At 61.7% G+C, this 2,345-nt stretch carries 2 protein-coding genes and 1 pseudogene; 2 read left to right on the plus strand and 1 reads right to left on the minus strand.

Annotation, left to right across the window (positions count from 1 at the left end; translation table 11 throughout):
- Nucleotides 1–358, minus strand: a pseudogene (locus tag EN893_RS29565) (DNA polymerase IV); the annotation flags it as partial.
- 65 nt (nucleotides 359–423) lie between these two features.
- Between EN893_RS29565 and EN893_RS29570 the strand changes: the two are divergent.
- The gene (locus EN893_RS29570) at nucleotides 424–999 is read left to right on the plus strand and encodes a GNAT family N-acetyltransferase (protein ID WP_127269141.1); all 576 of its coding nucleotides are present in this window, start codon (nucleotides 424–426) and stop codon (nucleotides 997–999) included.
- Nucleotides 1,000–1,170: 171 nt separating this feature from the next.
- On the plus strand, nucleotides 1,171–2,345 hold a 1,175-nt coding region (locus EN893_RS29575), incomplete at its 3' end, for a hypothetical protein (RefSeq protein WP_128362007.1).

Here is a 2,345-nt window from a genome sequence, read left to right on the forward strand (position 1 = left end):
TGTTGGGGCTGATGACCACCGCCTCCGGGCAGGCTTCGAGCGCCTTGAACATCGGCATGGCCGAGCGCACGCCTTGGATGCGGGCGATATAGCATGCGGTGGAGACGACGCCGCGCTTGCCGCCGCCGATGATCAGCGGCTTGTCCTTGAGCGCCGGATTGTCGCGCTTTTCGATCGCCGCATAGAAGGCGTCGCAATCGATATGGGCCAGATGCAGCCGGTAAAGCTCTGGATGGCGCGCAAGCCGCGGGCTGCCGCAGCGCTCGCAGCGGCGCGCCTGGCTGCGCTGAAACGTCAGGCAGTCGCGGCAAAAACCGTGATCGGGATTGTTGACAGGGGCCGCCATCGCTGCGAACATAAAGAGAACAGATGCAATGGTACGACAGTGCAAGGCCAGCGACAAGGCTGGCCTGGGGAGAACGCATGAGCACGACCATAGCGCCACTTGCACCCGAGCTTTGGGCTGAATTCGAGGACCTCTTCGGCAAGCAAGGCGCCTGCTACGGCTGTTGGTGCACGCATTTCCGGCTGGCGCCGGCGGTGCGGCGCGAGAGCAGCCGGGAACGCAACAAGGACCACATCAAGGCGCGTATCGAGGCCGGCCCGCCGCCCGGACTGCTGGCATTCGAAGATGGCCAGGCGGTCGGCTGGATGCAGATCGGACCGCGCGCCGACGTACCCGAATGGAACAATCAGGGCAGGGGCTCGGCACCGGTCGATCCTGCCGACGCCGCGGATCCGGCCGTCTGGGCGATCTCCTGCTTCTTCATCCGCGCCAAGGCGCGCGGCAGGGGCATCACGCATCGCCTCGTCGAAGGCGGCATAAATTTCGCCCGCCAGAATGGAGCCCGGCTGCTCGAGGCGTGCCCGATGGACCTGTCTCGCGATTCGCGCTCGATCGGCCTGTTCGTCGGCTCGTCGCGGATCTTCGAGAAGGCGGGTTTCGAGCGGCTGGTGGAACGCAAGGCCGGCCGCCCGCTGATGCGGCTGGTGCTTTGATGAGGTCCGCTCGTGGCTTGTTGATCTCACCTTGCGGTTGCAGCAGTAATTTCATACCAGACGGACGTCCCTTCTAAAGCGCATGCGCTTTGGGGTTTTGTTTATGCATGTCGTTCTCCCAAACCAGGACCCACTTTGGGCGACATGCATTAGGTCAAACGGAGAATTCGCGTGAACCGTGCCCTGCCATTCGTTTTCCTCCTTGCGTTGAGCGCGCCTGCGTTCGGTCAGACCGTCGATAGTCAGGGTGCGAAGCAATTATCCGACGACTTGTCCCGCTATGTCGGCAAGCAGGCCATCGACAAAGGCATTTTGAAGGTTTCGCTTGAAGGTGGCGCCTACAGGATCCTGTTCGATTTCAAGGCACTTGCGGCATCGTTTCCGGACCAGAAACTGCTGAAGTTCGACTTCGCGCCCTATGCCCTGATGGTCAAGCCGCGCAGCGACGGGTCCTGGGATGACTCCATGGATTTCTCCCAAACTGCCTCCTTCGAGTTCAACGGACCCGAAGGGCTGCAAAGCACTCAGTTTTCGATCAAGGACGGCAAGGGTTCGGGCGTCTACGATCCAAATCTGGCGGCCTTCACCAGCGGCACCAGCTCGATGGCCGCCATGACGATGGCATCGAAGGATGCCAAGCAGCACATGGAAGCCAGCACGGGCGCCGGCATCGCGACCGTTGCCGCGACCAAGTCGGCGACCGGGGGCGTCGATTTCACAACCTCGCAAAAGGTGTCGAGCTTTGTCGAAGCGATCGATTTCGACGATCCGGAGAGCGGGTTGAAATTCCCGGTCACCGTCAGGTCGCCGGAACTGTCGGTCGAAGCCAGCGGCAAGGGCGTGCGGACCAAGCCATTGCTCGACCTCCTGGCATTTGCGGTGGCCAACGAGGACGAGGCGACGCTGAAGGCCAACCAGGCGCAGCTCAAATCGCTTCTGCTCGCCGCCTTGCCGCTTTGGCAGCGTATCGACGGGACCTACGGTTTTAAGGATTTCGCGGTGGAAAGCCCGGTCGGCAATTTCGGCGCCACCCAGCTCAGCACCGTGTTCGGCACCGATGGCGTGGCCCAGAACGGCACGATCACGTACGGCATCAAGGCATCGGGGCTGACCGTGCCGACCCAGCTTCTGCCGAGCTGGAGCGTGGGGTTGTTGCCCACCGATGTCGATTTGAACTTTGGCGGCGCCAATATCGATCTCGACAGCATGGCGAAGAAGGCGATCGAAGCTTTTGATCTCAATAAGAATCCGCCGCTGCCGGCCGAATTCGGCGAGCAGCTTAAAGTCGACTTCATGGCCAAGATGCCGAAGGTCGTGCTTGGCCACAGCACCGTGAAGAACAAGGA

Source organism: Mesorhizobium sp. M7A.F.Ca.CA.004.04.2.1 (genome assembly GCF_004022825.1).
GTDB lineage: Bacteria > Pseudomonadota > Alphaproteobacteria > Rhizobiales > Rhizobiaceae > Mesorhizobium.

Bases quoted from the DNA above. Each gene is read 5' to 3' on its own strand.
- EN893_RS29570 (WP_127269141.1), top strand. From the start codon at position 424: ATGAGCACGACCATAGCGCCACTTGCACCCGAGCTTTGGGCTGAATTC.